This is a genomic window from Bradyrhizobium sp. 21 (assembly GCF_023073335.1).
Lineage (GTDB): Bacteria > Pseudomonadota > Alphaproteobacteria > Rhizobiales > Xanthobacteraceae > Bradyrhizobium.
In genome coordinates, this window is the sequence record NZ_JADPJG010000003.1 from 490,239 (window position 1) to 509,075 (window position 18,837).

Genomic DNA, 18,837 nt, shown 5'->3' on the forward strand with positions numbered 1-18,837 from the left:
GAGGTGTGAATGCGGTTCCCGCTCCCGGCCGTCCGAGTATTATGACAGCGCGGTGACCGGCTCCGCCAGCACGCACCGTGCCGCCCGGCCCGGTCCGACCTCTATATTCGCCGGCAGTTGCTCCAGGCAGCGCGGCTGGGCCACGGCGCAACGAGGGGCGAAGGAGCAGTTGTGCGGCTTCTGGCCAAGCGACGGCGGGGTGCCGGGGATGGTTTCCAGCCGCTGCCCCCGCTTGGCACCGTGGATGGTGGAGGCGAGCAGGCCCTTGGCGTAGGGGTGCACCGGTGTGCGGACGATGTCGCGAAGCGTGCCCTGCTCCACGATCTGGCCGGCATACATCACCGCGACGCGGTCGCAGATCTCGATGGCGACGCCGATGTCGTGGGTGACGAAGATGACGGACATGCCGAATTCGCGCTGCAGCTCGCGCAGCAGCAGCAGGATCTGGATCTGCACGGTGGCATCGAGCGCGGTGGTCGGCTCGTCCGCCAGCAAGATCTTGGGCCGGCAGGCGAGCGCCAGCGCGATCATCGCGCGCTGACGCATGCCGCCGGACATTTCGTGCGGATAGGCGTCAAGCCGGCGCTTGGCCGAGGGAATGCGCACGACCTCGAGCATTTCGAGCGCCCTCGCGCGGCCCTCCGCATCAGACTTGCCTTCGTGACGCACCACGCTTTCGGCGATCTGCGCGCCGATCGTGTAGACCGGGTCGAGCGCGAGCGCAGGCTCCTGAAAAATCATCGACACGGTCTGGCCGCGGAACGACGAGAGCTGCTCGTCGTTCATGGCGAGCACGTCGCGGCCCATGACATTGACCTTGCCCGCGATCTGCGTGCGCTTCTTCGGCAACAGCCGCATCAGCGCGCGCAAGGTCACGCTCTTGCCTGAACCGGACTCGCCGAGCAGGCCCAGCACCTCGCCGTCACCAAGCGAAAGGCTGAGATCGTTCACGGCATAGACCGTGCGCTCGCCGGTGAAGCGGATGTTGAGGCCTGAAATATCGACGAGTTTTGTCATGACGGCAGTTTCGGCAATCGATCGTGATAGTCGGTGGCGCGCTGGAACGCGGCGCCGATGGTGAGCAGGGTCGCTTCGTCGAAGGAGCGACCGATCAGCTGCATGCCGATCGGCAGGCCACTCGCGGTGAAGCCCGATGGCACCGTGAGCGACGGCAGGCCGAGGAAATTCACTGGACGGGTGAACAGCGTCAGCCGCTGCAACAGCGCCGGCGCGTTCGGCCCGCCGCCGACGTCGCTCTCCGCGATCGTCGGCGCCGGCACGGGCGACGCCGGAGCGATAATCGCGTCAACGCCAGCGGTCGCCGCATTGTGCGCGGCGAGCGCAGGGCCGCGCCAGCGCATCGCCTCGAGATAGGTGATGGCGGGAACGGCGAGGCCATTTTGAAGCCGCATCAACACCTGTGGGCCATAATCCTGCGGACGCTCGATCATCCAGCGCTTGTGGAAGGCGGCCGCTTCGGCCGCGAGCACGAGTTGGCTCGCCGCGGACAATTGCCGCTGATCCGGCAGCTCGACCGTGACGACGTCGGCGCCTTCGCGCTTCAGCACCGCGATGGTCTCGTCGAGCACGCCCGCGACTTCGCTGTCGAGATCATCGACATAGAAGGAGGCGGGCACCCCGATCTTCAGACCCTTCAGCGAGCCCTTGGTCGCACCGACATAGTCGGACAGCGGCTCGTGGCTGGCGGTCGAATCCATGGGGTCAGGGCCGGCCATCAGCGCCAGCAGCAGGGCGCAGTCCTCTGCGGTGCGCGCGAGCGGCCCGACCGTGTCGAGCGATTGCGACAGCGGCATCGCGCCGGCCCGGCTGACGCGGCCGACCGTGGTCTTCAATCCGGTGACGCCGCAGAAATGCGCGGGCATGCGGATCGAGCCGCCGGTGTCGGAGCCGAGCGCCGCATAGGTCAAGCACGCCGCGACCGCCGAGCCCGAGCCCGACGACGAGCCGCCGGTGATATGCGCGACGTTCCAGGGATTGCGCACCGGACCGTAGTGGGCGTTGTGCCCGGTCGGGCCATAGGCGAATTCGGCGAGATGCAACGTGCCGAGACGGACCTGGCCGGCGTCCTTCAGCCGTTGCAAGGCGGTTGAGGTCGTGGTCGCGACGAAATCGCGGCGGATCAGCGAGCCGCAGGTCGCGACATGGCCGGCGTCGTAATACATGTCCTTGTGCGCGAGCGGCACGCCATGCAGCGGGCCGCGGACTTCGCCCTTGGCCATCTCCGCGTCTGCGGCATCGGCCGCCTTCAGCGCGGCCTCGGATTCAATCGACATGAAGGCGTTGAGATGCGGCTGCCACTGCGCGATACGGTGCAAAAGCGCGCGGGTCACCTCATGCGAAGACACCTGCTTCATCGCGATCGCACGCGCGACCTCGGTGAGCGTCATCAATGCAGGCTCAGAGCTCATTTCGAGACCTTCTCGGTCTGAGCGACCACGTAGAGCGCCGGCTCGAGGTCGAATGGCAGCGTGCCGGCGATGGCCGCAAAGCCGTCAAAAGCAGGTCCAATGGAATTGGAGATGCGCGTCGCGATCTCGTCGTCGACGGGAACGCCGGCGACTTGTGCCACAGCCTTGATCTCTCTCGTCGTTGGTCTCGTCATGCGGTTTCCTCTCTCGGCGCGCGGCTATGGCCTGAACCCGGGATCGCCATGTAGCACGCGGCCTCGTGGCCCATTGTATCGAGCGCGGTGAGCTTTGGTGTCGCATTTGCGCAGAGCGGCTCCGCAAACGGGCAACGGGTGTGGAAGCGGCAGCCCGGCGGCGGATCGATCGGATTGGGCGGATCGCCCGTGATCGGCGGCGTCTCGGTGCGCCGGTCGGGATCGGAGGACGGCATCGCAGCCAGCAGCGCGCGCGTATAGGGATGCGCAGGCCTGTCCCAGACCTGGTCGACCGGACCGAGCTCGACGACCTCGCCGAGATACATCACCAGCACGCGATCCGAGATGTAGCGGACGACATTGAGGTCGTGGCTGATGAAGAGATAGGTCAGGCCGAACTCGCGCTTGAGATCAGCCAGAAGATTGAGCACTTGCGCCTCGACGGATTTGTCGAGCGCGGAGACCGCTTCGTCCAGAATCACCAGACGCGGCGACAGTGCCAGCGCACGTGCGATATTGACGCGCTGGCGCTGGCCGCCGGAGATCTCGTGCGGATAGCGGTTCGCGAAGTTTGCAGGGACCAAGCCGACCTTGCCGAGCAGCTCGCGCGCCAGCGCGCGCGCCGCATGGTCCGCCATCCCGTGCACCTTCGGACCGAAGGCAATCGATTCCTCGATGGTGAGGCGCGGATTGAGCGAGGCGTAGGAATCCTGGAACACCATCTGCATGCCGCGGCGCAACTCGCGCAAGGACAGCGTCTGGCCGACGGCCATGCCGTCGTAGATGATGGCGCCGGTATCGCGCGGCATCAGGTGCATCAGCAGCCGCGCCGTGGTCGATTTGCCGCAGCCGGATTCGCCGACGATGCCGACGGTCTCGCCCTTGGCGACGGAGAAGGAAACGTTGTCCACCGCGCGCACGGTGCGCCTTGCGGCGAACAGTCCACCGCGCACGGGGAAGTGCTTGGTGAGGCCATTGACCTGAAGCAGCGGCTGCGCGACGCCGCCGATGTCTTCCACGGGCTCCAGCATGGCGACGGAGGCGTTGGTCTCGCTCATGGCTAGTTCCTGATGTCCATGGCGCTGCGCAGGCCATCCGAGAGCAGATTGAAGCAGATCGAGACCGCGAAGATCATCGCGCCCGGAAGTGCTGCGACCCAGGGATTGACGTAGATCGCGGTGCGCAAGGTGTTCAGCATCAGGCCCCATTCCGGCTCCGGCGGCTTGGTGCCGAGGCCGAGGAAGGAGAGACCGGCGGCTAGGATCATCGACACCGAGATCAGGCTGGTGGCATAGACGAAGATCGAACCGAGCACATTGCCGAGAATGTGAACGCGCATGATGGTGAACGGCCCCGCGCCCGAGGCACGCGCGGCCTCGACGAAATCCATATTGCGCACGCCCGTGGTGACGCTTTCGGCGACGCGGGTGATCTGCGGCACGAACACGACGGTCAACGACACGATGGAATTGAGGATGCCCGCGCCCAACGCGCCGGAAATCGCGATCGCCAGCAGCACGGACGGAAAGGCGTAGAACACGTCGATCGTGCGCATGATCGCCGTGTTGAGCTTGCCGCCGACATAGCCTGCGACGAGGCCGAGCGAGGTGCCGATACAGAAGGCGAGGATGACCGGCAGGATGCCGATGAGGAGCGACAGCCGGCCGCCATAGATCAGCCGCGCCAGCATATCGCGGCCGAGCTCGTCGGTGCCGAGCGGGTAACCGGTTGTGCCGATGTGGCGCAGGCGCCGGATCATCGAGCCCTTGTAGGGATCCTCCAGACCCAACCAGGGCGCAACGATCGCGGAGAGGAAGATCAGCAGCAGCACCAGCGCGCAAACCATGCTGACCTTGTCGCGCCGGATGCGGCGGCCGACGGTGGCCCAATAGCCGCGCGCCTTGGTCGCAGGCGCGGCCTGAAGCGCGGCGTCGCTGGTGACGGACAACGGAAGCTCGCTCATCGGCTAGCCCCGCTTGGATATTGGGGGGAACGGTGCGCGCCAAGGACGCGGTGCACCTCTCCCGCTTGCGGGAGAGGTCGGGGCGAAGCGCCGGGTGAGGGTTCTCTCATCTTGGGGGTTCTCGATGCGGAGACACCCCCACCCCTACCCTCCCCCGCAAGCGGGAGAGGGAGTACACTTCTTGCGTGGCTACAGCTGGGCTCATCGGCTAGCCCCGCTTGATGCGCGGATCGATCGCGGCTTGCGCGATGTCGACCAGCAGATTGAGGAAGACGAAGAACAGCGCCAGCACCAGGATCGTGCCTTGCAGCAGCGGCAGGTCGCGCTGGAAGATCGCCGAATTGAGCAGGAATCCCGAGCCCGGCCAGGAGAACACGGTCTCGATCAGGATCGAGCCGCCGAGCATGTAGCCCAGTTGGAGCCCCATCACTGCGAGCGCGGTGGGTGCGGCGTTCTTGATGACGTGACGGAATACGCCGCGCTCATGCAGGCCCTTTGCACGCAGCGCCTCGACGAAATCCTGGCTGAGGATGTCGCCGGTGAGTGCACGCACGGTTCGGGTGACGATGCCCATCGGGATCACCGAGGTCGTGATCGCCGGCAGCACGAGATATTGCAGATGCGCCCAGTCCCAGGCCCAGGCGGCCGAGCCGCCGGGTCCGGCACCAACGGCAGGCAGCCAGTTCAGCTGGACCGAAAAGATGATGACGAGCACCATGCCGAGCCAGTAATGCGGCACCGAAACGCCGGCGATGGCAAAGGACGTCGCCAGCTTGTCGATCCAGGTCTCACGGAAATAGCCGGCGATCAGGCCGAGCAGGATGCCCATGGTGAAGCCGATGATGGCCGCGGCAATCGCGAGCGTGACGGTGTTGCTGACCGCGCGCATGACTTCGGCGAGCACGGGGCGCCCCGTGGCAATGGAATTGCCGAGATCGCCATGCAGCGCGCGCAACAGCCAAAGCCCGAACTGCACCGGCAGCGGCCGGTCAAAGCCATAGGCGGCGCGGAGCTGCGCCGCGAGCTCTTGCGAGGCGTCGGCCGGCAGCACAGCGACGAGCGGATCGCCCGGCGTGATGTGCACGAGCAGAAAGCACACCAGCGCCACGCTGATGACGATCGGGACGACATAGACGATGCGTCTGGCGATATAGGCGAGCACTGGTGTTCTTTCTTCCTTCTCCCCTTGTGGGAGAAGGTGGCGCGCGATCCGCGCGCCGAATGAGGGGTTGTTTCCGCGAACGTATTGCTTCGTTGAGAGGTCAGCTCCCGCGGAGAGAGACCCCTCACCCGGCTTCGCTAACGCGAAGCCACCCTCTCCCACAAGGGAGAGGGTGCACTGAGTTCGTTGCGATAGTTACGGCGTCAGCGACACCAGCGAGAAGTCGATGAACCAGCTCTTCGGCTGCACGACGCCTGTCACCTTCGGGCTGATGGCGCGGGGGCCGACGTCGTGGGCGACGTAGAGGAAGGCTGCGTCGTCGACCGAGGCCGCGTGCAGTTCGGCGAGTGCGGCGTCGCGCGCGGCGGGATCGAAGGTCTGCCGCGCCTTCTTCACCAGCTCGTCGAATTTGGGGTTGTTGATGAAGCCCCAATTGTTCGAAACCGGCGGCGCCATGCCCGATTGCAGGAAGCGCACCAGCGCGAAGAACGGGTCCATCGCCGCATAGGTGACGTTGGTCGCGCTCGAACCGTTGGCGCTGGGATCCTTGGCGCCGCGGCGCCAATTGGTGAATAGCGTATTCCACTCGATGACGTCGAGCTGCACGTCGAAATAGCATTCGGCGAGCGCCTGCTGGAGATATTCGTTCATCGGCAGCGGCTGCATCTGGCCCGAGCCGGACGCCGAGGTCTGGGTCTTGACCGTCAGCTTCTTGTTCGGACCGAAACCGGCCTCCTGCATCAGTTTCTGCGCTGCCGCCTTGTCATACTTGATCTCGAAGGTCGGCTTGCCCCGCCAGGGATGGCCGGGCTCGAAGGTGCCGGTCGCCGGCACCATCAGCCCCGCGAGCAGGCCGTCCTTGAGGCCTTCGCGATCGACGCAGAGGTTTGCGGCCTTGCGGACGCGGATGTCGTTCCAGGGCGAGCCCTCGACGCGCGAAAACTGCCAGGGCCAGACGTGCGGCTGCTCGTTGGCGTAGAGCTTGAAGCCGCGCTGCTTCAGCTCGGGCAGCGCATCCGGCGCCGGCGCCTCGACCCAATCGACCTGTCCGGAGAGCAGCGCCGCGGTGCGTGCATTCGCTTCCGGCATCGGCAGCAGCACCATCTTGTCGACCTTGGGCACGCGCGCCTTGTCCCAATAGCTCGCGTTCTTGACCAGCTCGAGCCGCTCGCGCGGCGTGAAGCCCGCCATCTTCCACGGGCCGGTGCCCGCGGCATCCTTGGCGAACGCGGTCCAGGCAGCTTGCGACTTCGCCTTGGCGTCGACGCCCTCCGCCTTCTCATAGAAATGCTGCCACTTCGTCGGGCTCGCCATGAACAAATTGGTGAGGTTGATCGGCAGGAAGCTGTCGGGCTCCTTGGTGGTGAGCTCGACCGTCATGTCGTCGATCTTCTTCGCCGAGGCGAGCGTCGGCATGCGCGACGCCGTCACGCCGACCTGGCTGGCGTCGAATTGCGGCGCGTCCTGCTTCAGCACTTTCTCGACGTTCCACACCACGGCATCGGCATTGAACGGCGAGCCGTCATGGAAGGTGACGCCGGGACGCAGCTTGAAGGTCCATTTGGTCTTGTCGGCATCGTCGACCTTCCACTCGGTCGCGAGGCCGGGGATCACCACGCTCGGCTTGTCGGCCGAGGACAGGTCCCAGCCGGTCAGCCCGTCATACATGGTGAGGCCGGTGAAGCGATTACCTTCAAAACCCTGATCGGGCTGTCCCAGCGTGCGCGGAATATCGGCGGCGGTCATCCCGATGCGCAGCACGGTTTCGGCACTCGCCACGCCCGGCCATGCGGCGGCGCTGCCGAGCGCCAGCAACGCGATCAGCGCCGCGCGGGTCTTGTTCTTCTTGATAGGCATCGTCTCAGTCCTCTTCCGGCTTTCAATGACTAATTTTGATGCAAACGTATGCAATGGCTATGCCAATGGGGAAACTTTTTCTGCCAATTGCCCCTGCGACGACAAGTCCTTGTGATCGGACGCCCGAGAAGGCACTCGCTGCCTATTCTGGCATCAAGATTGCAGGTTTGGTTCCGATTTCTCCCTTGAATTTCTCCTTGGAGCTTTGGGCCATGCGTACCCGACTGTCGACCTGTCTCGCCCTGCTTGCGCTGGCGTACTCCGCAATCCCGGCGCGCGCCGAAACGGTGGTGCGCTACGGCATCTCGATGGCGGACATTCCGCTGACGACCGGCCAGCCCGACCGCGGCGCCGGCGCCTATCAGTTCACGGCCTACACGATCTACGATCCGCTGGTGGCCTGGGAGATGGACGTCGCCGACCGGCCGGGCAAGCTGGTGCCGGGACTGGCCACAGAGTGGAAAGTCGACGACGAGAACAAGACCAAGTGGCGATTCACCTTGCGCAAGGGCGTGAAGTTTCACGACGGCAGCGAGTTCAACGCCGACGCGGTGATCTGGAATCTCGACAAGGTGCTCAACGACAAGGCGCCGCAATTCGACAAGCGCCAGAGCGCGCAGGTGAAGACCCGCCTGCCCTCGGTCGCGAGCTACGCCAAGATCGACGATTCCACGGTGGAGATCACCACCAAGACGGTCGATTCCTTCTTTCCTTATCAGATGCTCTGGTTCCTGGTGTCGAGCCCCGCGCAGTACGAGAAGCTCGGCAAGGATTGGGACAAGTTCGCGAGCCAGCCGTCGGGCACCGGCCCGTTCAAGCTGACCAAGCTCGTACCGCGCGAGCTCGCCGAGCTCAGCAAGAACCCGGACTACTGGAACAAGAAACGCATCCCCAAGGTCGACAAGCTGGTGCTGGTGCCGATGCCGGAAGCGCTGACGCGCACCAACGCGCTGCTCGCCGGGCAAGTGGACCTGATCGAGACGCCGGCGCCGGACGCCGTGCCGCAGCTCAAGGCGGCCGGCATGAAGCTCGTCGACAATGTCACGCCGCATGTCTGGAATTATCACCTCAGCGTGCTGCCGGGCTCACCCTGGACAGACATTCGCCTGCGCAAGGCGCTCAACCTCGCGATCGACCGCGAGGCGGTGGTCGGCCTGATGAACGGACTGGCAAAACCCGCCAAAGGCCAGGTCGATCCGTCGAGCCCGTGGTTCGGCAAGCCGAGCTTCGAGCTGAAATACGATCTCGCCGCGGCCAAGAAGCTGGTCGAGGAAGCCGGATACTCCAAGGCAAAGCCGCTGAAGGCCACTTTCATCATCGCACAAGGCGGCACCGGCCAGATGCTGTCGCTGCCAATGAACGAGTTCCTGCAGCAGAGCTTCAAGGAGATCGGCATCGACATCGACTTCAAGGTGGTCGAGCTCGAAACACTCTATACGCACTGGCGCAAGGGCGCGGCCGACGAGATGAACGCCGGCATCACCGCCAACAACATCGCCTACGTCACTTCCGACCCGCTCTACGCCATCGTCCGCTTCTTCCATTCGGGCCAGATCGCGCCGGTCGGCGTCAACTGGGGCGGCTACAAGAACCCTGAGGTCGATGCCCTGATCGACAAGGCCAAGCTGACGTTCGATGCCGCCAAGCAGGACGATCTGCTGGCCCAGGCGCATGCGCTGATCGTCGACGACGCCGTGCTGGTGTGGGTGGTGCACGACACCAACCCGCATGCGCTGTCGCCGAAGATCAAGCAGTTCGTGCAGGCCCAGCACTGGTTCCAGGATCTGACGACGATCGGGGTGGAGTGAGGGCTTCGCCGTCGTCCTGGCGAAAGCCAGGACCCATTACCACTGGCCTTTGTTTTGCGACGGCTGGTGGTCAATGGCCCGGCGACGCAACTGCTCCTTGGGGTAATGGGTCCTGGCGTTCGCCAGGACGACGCCGTTTTTGAGGCACTAGCGAAACTCAATGGCGCGGGCGACTACTTCGTCAGCAGGGCATACGCACCGGTCCAGCCTTCCGCCGGTGGATTGACCTGGAAATCCTTGATGCGCACCTCGTAGAGGTTGAACAGCTTTTCCAACGTGTCGGCGTCCTCGCTCTTGCGGCCGCGCTCGATGGCGTCCAGCGCGCCCTGCCAGTCGCGGCCGCGATAGCAGCCGAGCATCTCGATGGTGATGTTGCGCAGACGCTGGAACGGTCCAGAATGCATCACGTCGTCGCGGCCGGCGATGGCGTAGATCACCTCCGGCTCGGTCTTGCCCTTGACCATGATGAAGTCGAGCTCAAGGATCGCGAACTTGTCCTTGGCCGCGAGCGCGGTCCGGGAGCCGACGATGATCGGGAAACCGTATTCCTTCGACTGGCCTTCGAGCCGCGAGGCCAGGTTCACACTGTCGCCCAGCACCGAATAGTTCTTCTTCAGGTCGGAGCCCATATTGCCGACCACGCCGATGCCGGTGTTGAGGCCGATGCCGACATTGAGCGGGATGTAGACGTGGCCGCCGGAGGCGGCCTCCTGCTCGCGCTCCTTGTTGACCGCGTCGATCCGCTCGAGCATCTGGACCGCGGCCTCGCAGGCATTGACCTCGTGCTCGGCGTCGTCCAGCGGCGCGTTCCAGAACGCCATGATGGCGTCGCCCATGTATTTGTCGATATAGCCCTTCTCTTCGATGATCACGTCGGTCAGCGGCGTCAGGAAGCGGTTCATCAGCGCGATCAGCCCTTGCGGATCGTGCTTGTAGCTCTCCGAGATCGTGGTGAAGCCGCGCACATCGGAGAACATGATCGTCATCTCGCGCTCCTCGCCGCCGAGGACGAGCTTTTCCGGCGACTGCGCCAGCTGCTCGACCAGCACCGGCGACATGTATTGCGCGAACATGCCGCGGATCTGCACCCGCTGCCGCTGCTCGCGCACGAAGCTCGCAAAGATCAGCGTCAAATAGATCGCGGTGGTCGAAAGCAGAGGATAGGTGAAGTCGATCAGGTAGCGGTACTGCGCATAGAAGAACCAGGACACGCCGACCAGAATCGCGGCGAATGCTGCGCCGGCAAGCACAAGGCGAACCGGTCCAAGGTTCGGCGTGAAAATGATGACGAGCAAGCCGATGACGAGCGCTGCGAGCAGCTCGACGCCGAGCGCATAGTTGGGCTGGGAGATCACGGCTTTGCTCAGCACGCTCTCCAGCACCTGCGCATGGATCTCGACACCCGGCATGGTCGAGGACACCGGCGTGGTCTTGAGGTCGTTGAGCCCGACCGCGGAGGTGCCGATCAGCACCAGCTTGCCCGCAATCTTGCCGGGCGGGACGGTGTTGTCGAGCACGTCGGCCGCCGAGACGTAGATCGACGGGTCCCGGCGGGCATAGTGCACCCAGAGCTGGCCGTTCTTGTCGGTCGGAATCTCCACGCCCTTGAGGCGCACGGCCCGCACGCCGGACTTGTCGGTCCTGACCAGCAGCGTCGGCGTGCCGGTGGCGACCCGCAGCATCTCGAGGCTGAGCGAGGGCATGATGTTACCCTGCGCGCGCATGACCATCGGCACCCGCCGGATCAAACCATCGCGCTCGGTCTTGATCGAGAACAGCCCGCGCCCGGCGGCAACCTTCTCGACCACCGGCACGTTGCGGAGCAGGCCCGGGAACTCGAACAGGAAGCGTTCGGCGTCCGCCTCGCCGACCGTCGCGACACCCGTGAACGGAAGCGACTTGTCGAGTTCGGTCAGGATCTCAGGCAGGCCCGTCTCGCCAAGCACCACGCGCGAGCGCTTGACCGCTTCCGAGAGGATCTGGTCGTTGGTCGGCAGCTCGCGCAGCTTGGCGCGGGTGGCGTCGTCGAGATAGCGCATCTGGCTCGCGACCAGATCCGGATTGAGCCTGTCGGCTTCCGAAAACACCATGTCGAAGCCGATCGCCACCGCGCCGTTACTGGTGAGGTTCTGGATCAAATCGGCAATGCGCGTGCGCGGCCACGGCCACTGGCCGAGCTGGGCGAGGCTCTTGTCGTCGATGTCGATGATGGTGACCGGCCGCACTGTCTTGTGGCGCGGATCGATCAACTGAAACATGTCGAAGGTGCGCAGCCGCAATTCCTGGATCGGCGGCGGGTCCCACAGCCGCGCGCCGGCAAACACGACCAGCAGCGCAAGGCACATCAGCCGCGCAAAGCCGAACTTCCGCGCAAACCACCGTCGCAGGATTTTGAGACGTTTCATGGTGGAGGGATATCACGCATTTGCGGTGAACGGCAGTGCGGATCAGTCTTGCAGACGATCGGCCGCGCCCCTCAAGCGGCGATCAGGCATGGACGATAAAGTCACTCGCCTGGACGTGGGCGACGCCCTTCAGAAGAATGGTGTCCGATGCATTGATCGTAATCAGGGTGTCCGCTCCTGACGCGGTCGCGTGCTGATCCAACCAAGCCTGAGTATCGGAGGTCGTGACGACGCTCGACAGGTCAATATGGTCCTGGCCGGACGTGAAATTGGTGACCGTATCGTTGTTGGAGCTGGCGGCGAACACGAACTGGTCCTGATGGCCTGTCCCGATGAAGTCATCCCGCCCCGCCGTGCCAAAGAGCAGGCTAACCGTATTGCTTGCGCTGTGACTGTCGGCCACGGTGAGCGTGACCGTCTGTATGGCCGCACCTTCACTTGCGTCAGTGTAGGTCACGGTCTGCAGCGCGGAATTGATGTACGCCAGGGTATCGGACGTCGACGCCGGGCTCAAATTGCTACCCGAGCCGGAGGCAACGAGCGTGAAGGTTTCATTGGCAGCTGCATCGGCGTCGGTGACCGAGATACCGTGGACGGTGACCTGAGCGCCGTCATGCGTGACGGAGATCTGGCCGACGTCGACGACCGGCGCGTCGTTTGCGCCAGTCACGTCCACCGTGAGTATCGCCATGCCGATCGCATTATGTGCGTCCGTGGTCTGGACGGTGAACGTATCCAGATAGTCGCCGGCCGACAGAGCGTTGATCGCAGCGGCGTTCGGGACGTAGCTGTAGCTGCCGTCGGCGTTGACCGTCAGCGCGCCGTAATAACCCGTCGCCGTCCCATGAATATCTGCGTTCTGGACAGCATAGGTCAGCGTCGCCGTCTCGCCGGTATCGGCATCGGTGCCCGCCAGCGTCCCGGTAAGGCTGGAGAAGGTGTCGGTCGCGGCGGTGTCGGTGAGCGTGCCGATGTTGACATCTGACAGGGTCGGCGTGTCGTTGGCACCGGTCAGGTCCACGGTGTATGTCGCCGTGGTGACTGCGCCATGCGCATCCGTAAGCTGAACCGTGAAGCTATCCGAGTAGGAGCCTTGCGGGAGTGCGTTGATCGACGCCGCGTCGGGGACGTAGCTGTAGCTGCCGTCGGTATTGACCGTCAGCGAACCATAATGGCCGGTCACCGTGCCGGTCGGATGGTGATCCGCGTTCAGTAAGGCGTAGCTCAGCGTGTCGCCGGTATCGACATCGGTCCCGGTCAATTGCCCGGTGAGGCCGGAGAAACTGTCCGCGGCGGCGGTGTCCTCGAGCGTTCCGAGGCTGCCATCGGACAACACCGGCGTGTCGTTGGCGCCGGTGACTGCGACGGTGAATGACGCCGTTCCGGTCGCACCGTAGGCGTCCTTTGTCTGGATCGTGAAAACGTCCGAGTAAGGACCCGCCGACAACGCGTTGATCGCCGCAGCGTCGGGAACATAATCGTAGCTGCCGTCGTCGTTGACCGTCAGGGAGCCGTAGAGGCCCGCAACCGTCGGCACTGCAAGATGATCCACATCCTGAACGGCATATTTCAGCGTCGCCGTCTCGCCATGGTCGGCGTCAGTTCCGACCAGCGTTCCCGTGATACTCGCGAAACTGTCATGGGTGGCCGTATCCACGAGCGGATCCGTGCTCACCGGGGCCAGCGTCGGCGCATCGTTCTTGCCCGTGATTGTGACCGTGACCTCGGCAGTGTCGGTTTTGCCCTGGTGGTCATCGAGCGTGACGGTGGAGACGACCTTTGCGGTCTGGCCCTCGCCAAGGAAATCGAGCACGCCGTCGGCGATCGAATAGCTCCAGCCGACGGTGCCGTTGTTCTTGCCGGTGGTTTGGAGCGTCAGCGCCTGCTCGAGCGCGGCGGTCTCGCCGGCGGTCAGCGTCAGATGCGTGGCGTGGTCGGTATCGAACCAGGTCACCGTCTGGTCTGCAATTGCAACTGTAGCCGTCGGTCGCTCCGTCAGATCGACGTCGCTGAAGTCGATCGTCCCGGTCGCCGCCGGTGCTGGATCGGTCGTCGCTGAGCCGGTGGTGTTCAGGAGTTCGCTGAAGCCGGTGCTCTGCGGCACTTGAGCCGCGTTGAAGTGCGGCGCATCGTCGGCCGCGTTGAACGTGACCAGTGTGCCGCCATGGCCGTCGCTGCTGCCGGCGAAATGCGCATTGCTGTAGTCAGCACCGACGAGCTTGAGCGTGATCGTGTGGCCGTACAAATCGCTCACAATGAGATTGCCGGTGACCGAATCGTAGGTCGCGGAGGTGCCGCCGTCATACTTGATGATCGACAGGTCGATCGTGTCGGTTGCGGACAGCTCGCCGATCGAGCCGCCGAAGGTCGACGTGTCGATCTGAAGCTTGGCGCCGTCGCCGGCAAGGTTGACCGTCTGCGTCACCGAGCCATCGAGCTTCAGCAGCGCACCGGCATCGACGGTGACCGAGCCCGAGCCGGACAGCGAGCCGAACAGCGTCAGTGCCCCGTCATGGACCTCGATGGCGCCGGTATTCGTAATGGCGCCCGAGATCGACGCCGTGCCCCAGCTATCGATGGTCGTGTGATTTTCGATGCTCAGCCCGCTCCCGGAGATCGACGCGCCATGGAGATCGATGTCGCCATGGTTGACGATCGAGGATGCGTTGCCAAAGACGCCGCTGCCGGAAACGGTCCAGGTGCCGCCGGCGTTGTTGTTGAACGTGGCGGAGGCGACCGAGATATTGCCGTTGATGTGGCCGGTGTTGTTGATCGTGATGGCGCCGCCGGTCTCGACGATCGCATAGGTGGTCGAGGTCACGGTTGAGGCGATCGCGGGCCCGATCGTGCCGGAATTGTCGATGGTCGCCGAGCCGGTCGCATTCTCCTGGATGAAGATCGCCGCGTACGCGCTCGGGGCCACGATCGAGCCGGAATTGGTGATGTGCGTCGAGCCGGTCGCGCCCGCCTCGTTCTGCGTGACGCTGATGCCGGCGAGGCTCGTGCTGGTGATATTGCCGTGATTGACGATGGTGACGTCGCCGGCGCCGTTCGCAAGGGCCGCAAGGCCGACCGTGCCGGTGGCGGTGCCTTCATTGGTGACACTGACATCGCCGCCGCCGTGATCGAAGGCGCCGATCGCGGTGCCCGCAGTCGCGGTGACCGACGAGCCCGTGCCGGTCGTGACCGTGATATCGCCGGCGGCCCAGGTGAACGCCTCGATGCCGTAGCCGGCGTCCGCGGTGATCGTCGCATCGCTGGTGACGCTGACGTCGCCGTTGACGGCATTCGAGAAGGTGGAAATGCCGTCGGGCTTGTAGCCGGCGATGATTGCGCCCGGCGTGGTGCCGTCATTGTTCAGCGCGGAACCGGAGTGGATCGTACCATGCGCTTCGACTGAAATCGTGCTGTGCACGTCACTCGTGATCGCCGCCGCGTAGTTGACCGCCACGATGCCGGAGCTGCCCGAAATGATGCTGTCGCCGTTCGCCAGGGTGACGCTGATGTCGCCCGCGTCGATGCTGTAGGCGAGAATGCCGTAGCTGGTCGTGCCCGTCACCGACGCGTTGGCGCCGAGCGTGACGGTGACGTCGCCGGTGCCGCCGCCGAGCGCCTGGGCCCTGATGCCCTCCTCGGCGCCGACGATCGTGGTCCCGGCCGCGTCGCTCACCGTGACGTCGCCATTCCCGTAATTATAGGCGTGAATGCCGTAGCCCGCCGCCGCGGTGACGTTCGCGTGGTTATTGACGACGACGTTGCCGTTGACATTGGTGTTGGCGCTGCTGCCAGTCGTGGCACCGTTGTAGCCGGCCTGGATTCCGGCCGGCGTGTTGCCGCTCTGGTTCAGGCTGCTGCCGGAATGGATCGCACCATAGGCGTTGACGGTGATGCTGCTGCCGGATGCCGCGCCGAGGGACGTCGCCCGGTTGACGGCGACGATCCCGGAGCTGCCCGAATTGATGACGCTGCCGGCGTCGGTCGTGACGATCTCGCTGCCCGCGCCGTAGCTGCGCGCCCGGATGCCGTAGATCGAGCTGCCCGTGATGGTGCCGCCGGCGTGGACGGCGATGTCGCCGCCGCCCTGGGTGAGCGCGTCGATGCCGTAAGCGCCGCCCGCGACGCCGGCGAGCTGGGTGATCGAGATGTCACCGCCATTGGCACTGTTCAGATTTTCGACGAGAATACCGGTCGAATTCGCGCCGGTGCCGCTCGCCTTGCCGGTGACGTTGTTGACCGTGATATCGCCGATGCCGGTTGCGCTGTCGCGCAGCGTGATGCCATCGCCGTTCAGGCCCTTGATGTCTTTCGTCGCCGTCAGCGAAATAGCGCCCGTGCCGTTCTGGGTGACGACGATGCCATTGGCCGCGCCCGTCAGCGCGCCCGTGGGCGTGAGGATGATATCGGCGGGCTTCGCCTGCGTGCCGCCGGTCGCCGTGAAGTCGAGCGCGTCGCCGCTGGAGGTGGTGATGTCCGCCGCACCCGTGATCGTGAACGTGCCGCCCTTGGAGGACTGGCCGGTGATCGTGCCGGTAAAGCCCTGGCCCGCGACCTTGTCGAGTTGAAGCGTGTCGGCGCCGCCGGCGAAGGTCACGGTCTGCGCCGTTGCGCCGGCAAGCTCGAGCGTCGCCGTGTCGTCGATGATCAGCGTGCCGACGCCGGAGAGGCCGCCGGAAAGGTTCAGCGTGCCACCCTGGACTTCGATGGTGCCGGTGTTGGTCACACTGCCTGTGACCGTATCGAGGCCGGCGCTGTAGAGATTGCCGGCATTGCTCAGGCTGCCGCCGTTGATCGAGACATCGGTCAGATAGAGCTTCGAGGTGCCGTCGACCGTGATCGACGCGCCGGTGTTGGTGACGCTGGCCGTCGCCAGCTTCAGCGTGCCGCCTGTCACCGCCTTGATCAGGCCGTGATTGGTGATGGCATGCGCAAGCCCGGGATCGATCGTCAGCGTGCCGCTGGTGACGGAGATCGTGCCGGCGTTGGCAACCGTGATGTCGGCGCTATCGATGGCGCTTGTGCCAGTCGATTCCAGCGTACCGGCGATGGTCACCGTGCCGCCGTCGATCGTCGCGCCCTGGAGGTCGAGCGTCGAGCCGGACTCGACCGAGACATCACCGCTGCCGGTATTGGTGACCGCCATCCCGATCAGCTTCAGGGTGCCGTGGTTGATCGCCCCCAGCGTGCCGGTGTTGGCGACGGCCTCGCCGTTGATGTCGAGCTCGGCGCCGTTGGCCCGAATGATGCCGCCGTTCGTGATGGCTGCCGCAGGAGTTGTCGCCACCAGCGCCAGCAGCCCGCCGAGAGTCGATTCGAGCAGATAGCCGTTCGAGATATTGGCGTCGGTGATCGTCGTGGTGCCGGAGGAAGCGAGCGTACCGACGACCGTGAGCGTGCCGCCGGTCAGGCTCGCACCCGCCAGTGTCAGCTTCTTGCTCGTATCGACCTTGACGGTGCCGCCATTGGTGATCGCGGCGCCCGCAACGGTCGCATCGTCGAGCGTCAGCGTGACGCCGCTTTCGACCTTCACTGTGCCCTGGTTCAGGGTGGCGTTACCGTCGATCTTGCTGTTGCCGGTGACGTCGATCTTGCCGCCCAGCACTCCGCTGAAATTGTTGATGGTTCCGCCGGTGATCTCCGTGCCGGACAGCGTCAGCGTCTGGTTATCATCAACCGCGACGGCGTGACCGGAATTGGTGAGGACGTCGTTGAGCAGCGTCGCGGCGCCGGCGATCTGCAGCGTGCCGTTATTGGTGACCGGCCCGCCCTTGATCGTGGCGCCGTCCTTGAGCTTGACGGTGTTGTCGAGTTCGATGCCGAAATTGTCCGTGATCACCGAACCCGACACCGTGACGCCGTCCAGCGTCAGCTTGGCGTCGGCGGTGATCGTGCTGATGCTGACCGTGGCCGCACCGTCGATCTTGCTGGCGCCGGTGACGTCGATCGTGCCGGCGCCCTTGATGGCGCCGCCGCTGATCGTGGCGTCGTTCAGCGTCAGCGCGGCATTCTCGTCCACGATGACATTGCCGGTGTTGGCGACGGTCGAGCCCTGGTCGATCGTCAGGGCGCCGTTCGCAACGACCTCGATCGTGCCGGTCGAGCTGTTGGTGATCGTTTCGCCGTCGAGCGCGTTGCCGGTGCCGCTGACCTTGAAGGTCGCGTTGCTCTTGAGGATGCCGCCGCTCAGGACCGCGTTGCCGGTCAGGTCGATCTCGCCGTTATCGGTGACCGTGCCGGCACCGCTGATCGTCGCGCCATTGACGGTGAGCTTGCCGGTGGCATCGACGGTGACGTTGCCGGTGTTGGTGACGCTCGAGCCCTGGTCGATCGTCAGGGCCCCGTTCGCAAGGACCTCGATCGTGCCGGCAGCGCTGTTGGTGATCGTCTCGGTGTCCAGCGCGTTGCCGGTGCCGCTGACCTTGAAGGTCGCGTTGTTCTTCAGGATGCCGCCGCTCAGGACGGCGTTGCCGATCAGGTCGATCTCGCCATTATCGGTGACCGTGCCAACACCGCTGATCGTGGCACCGTTGACAGTGAGCTTGCCGGTGGCATCGACGGTGACGTTGCCGGTATTGGCGACAGTCGAGCCCTGGTCGATCGTCAGGGCCCCGTTCGCAAGGACCTCGATCGTGCCGGCAGCGCTGTTGGTGATCGTTTCGCCGTCGAGCGCGTTGCCGGCGCCGCTGACCTTGAAGGCCGCGTTGTTCTTCAGGATGCCGCCGCTCAGGACGGCGTTGCCGATCAGGTCGATCTCGCCATTATCGGTGACCGTGCCAACACCGCTGATCGTGGCACTACTGACCGTCAGCTTGCCGGTGGCATCGACGGTGACGTTGCCGGTATTGGCGACAGTCGAGCCCTGGTCGATCGTCAGGGCCCCGTTCGCAAGGACCTCGATCGTGCCGGCAGCGCTGTTGGTGATCGTTTCGCCGTCCAGCGCATTGCCGGTGCCGCCAACCTTGAAGGTCGCGTTGTTCTTCAGGATGCCGCCGCTCAGGACCGCGTTGCCGGTCAGGTCGATC

General features: G+C 64.8%; 10 protein-coding genes. 1 reads left to right on the top strand and 9 read right to left on the bottom strand.

The features are described from left to right. Positions 1-39: 39 nt before the first annotated feature. From IVB31_RS07380 to IVB31_RS07410, 7 genes are all read right to left on the bottom strand, one after another. Positions 40-1,017, bottom strand: a complete 978-nt coding sequence (locus tag IVB31_RS07380) for an ABC transporter ATP-binding protein (protein ID WP_247320336.1) — start codon at positions 1,015-1,017, stop codon at positions 40-42. Then, a complete protein-coding gene (locus IVB31_RS07385; RefSeq protein ID WP_247320337.1) occupies positions 1,014-2,429 on the bottom strand; it encodes an amidase in 1,416 nt (471 codons plus the stop codon). Before IVB31_RS07385 ends, IVB31_RS07380 begins: the two co-directional genes overlap by 4 nt. Continuing rightward, positions 2,426-2,623 carry a hypothetical protein gene (locus IVB31_RS07390; protein WP_247320338.1) on the bottom strand — a complete coding sequence of 66 codons (198 nt, stop codon included), beginning with the start codon at positions 2,621-2,623 and terminating at the stop codon, positions 2,426-2,428. The genes IVB31_RS07385 and IVB31_RS07390 overlap by 4 nt, the downstream gene beginning before the upstream one ends. Beyond that, positions 2,620-3,681 carry an ABC transporter ATP-binding protein gene (locus IVB31_RS07395; protein WP_247320339.1) on the bottom strand — a complete coding sequence of 354 codons (1,062 nt, stop codon included), beginning with the start codon at positions 3,679-3,681 and terminating at the stop codon, positions 2,620-2,622. The genes IVB31_RS07390 and IVB31_RS07395 overlap by 4 nt, the downstream gene beginning before the upstream one ends. Before the next feature lie 2 nt (positions 3,682-3,683). After that, positions 3,684-4,586, bottom strand: coding sequence for an ABC transporter permease (locus IVB31_RS07400; RefSeq protein ID WP_247320340.1), 903 nt, complete (start codon positions 4,584-4,586; stop codon positions 3,684-3,686). Positions 4,587-4,794: 208 nt separating this feature from the next. Beyond that, positions 4,795-5,748 carry an ABC transporter permease gene (locus IVB31_RS07405; protein WP_247320342.1) on the bottom strand — a complete coding sequence of 318 codons (954 nt, stop codon included), beginning with the start codon at positions 5,746-5,748 and terminating at the stop codon, positions 4,795-4,797. Between the two features lie 195 nt (positions 5,749-5,943). Then, positions 5,944-7,605 (bottom strand): ABC transporter substrate-binding protein, encoded by a 1,662-nt coding sequence (locus tag IVB31_RS07410; protein ID WP_247320345.1) that lies wholly within the window; start codon positions 7,603-7,605, stop codon positions 5,944-5,946. 212 nt (positions 7,606-7,817) lie between these two features. Between IVB31_RS07410 and IVB31_RS07415 the strand changes: the two genes are divergently transcribed. Continuing rightward, entirely contained in the window at positions 7,818-9,413 is a 1,596-nt protein-coding gene (locus IVB31_RS07415) for an ABC transporter substrate-binding protein (protein WP_247320346.1), read from the top strand. A gap of 173 nt (positions 9,414-9,586) precedes the next feature. Here IVB31_RS07415 and IVB31_RS07420 read toward each other — a convergent pair whose 3' ends face one another. After that, complete coding sequence (locus IVB31_RS07420; RefSeq protein ID WP_247320348.1) at positions 9,587-11,818, bottom strand: adenylate/guanylate cyclase domain-containing protein; 2,232 nt, start codon at positions 11,816-11,818, stop codon at positions 9,587-9,589. Between the two features lie 82 nt (positions 11,819-11,900). Beyond that, positions 11,901-18,837, bottom strand: a 6,937-nt coding sequence (locus IVB31_RS07425) for a VCBS domain-containing protein (RefSeq protein WP_247320350.1), incomplete at its 5' end; no start/stop codon positions are given.